This is a genomic window from Burkholderia sp. DN3021 (assembly GCF_049805555.1).
GTDB classification, from domain to species: Bacteria; Pseudomonadota; Gammaproteobacteria; order Burkholderiales; family Burkholderiaceae; genus Burkholderia; species Burkholderia pyrrocinia_C.
The window spans coordinates 1-643 of record NZ_JBNCAB010000267.1; the positions used below are offsets into that span (position 1 = coordinate 1).

Below are 643 nucleotides of genomic sequence, written 5' to 3' on the forward strand. Positions count from 1 at the left end.
ACGCCGGCGAGCTGGCTGCTCGAGGTGATCGGCAAGGGCAACAAGCAACGCTTCGTGCCGATCAGCGACGAGTGCGTCGACGCGTTGCGCGCGCACTGGGGCGATCGCGGGGAGGCGTTCGACGCGGCCGCCGCGAACGGGGCGCGGGGGGCCGCTGATTGGGCCGCTGGTGGTCCCGCCCACGCCGCGGGCCCGCGAGAAATTCGGCGGCCCCGCCGGCACCGGCGACCAGGCCGTGACGGCCGGCTACTCCGTGCGCGGTGCGCGCGGGCTCACGCAGTGGGCGATCACGCAACTGCTCGAGGTGATGCCGGATCTGAGCGAGGCCGAGCGACGCAAGCTTTCCGACGCGTCGCCGCACGCCTTCCGGCACACGGTCGGCACGCAGATGCTGGCCGCCGGCGTTGCGCTGGAAGTCGTGCAGCGCACGCTCGGGCACGCGTCGCTCGGCACGACGTCGATCTATGTGTCGCCGGAAGAGGCGCGGATGCGTCGCGAGGCAGCGAAATATCATGCGCGGCTCACGCGCGATGCCTGAACGTCATGCTACGGGGCTTTGTTCGACAGGGTATGCGCTCAGTTGGTTGCGGGCGCAATTAGGCTGTTTTGACGCAAACCGCCTTGCCGAAGCTGTTCCACCGGT

General features: G+C 69.8%; 1 protein-coding gene. It reads left to right on the plus strand.

Features of this window, described 5'->3' with window-relative positions; genetic code table 11:
• Positions 1-169 precede the first annotated feature (169 nt).
• Complete coding sequence (locus ACPUER_RS37020) at positions 170-538, plus strand: tyrosine-type recombinase/integrase (protein WP_425133610.1); 369 nt, start codon at positions 170-172, stop codon at positions 536-538.
• The last annotated feature ends 105 nt before the right edge of the window (positions 539-643 follow it).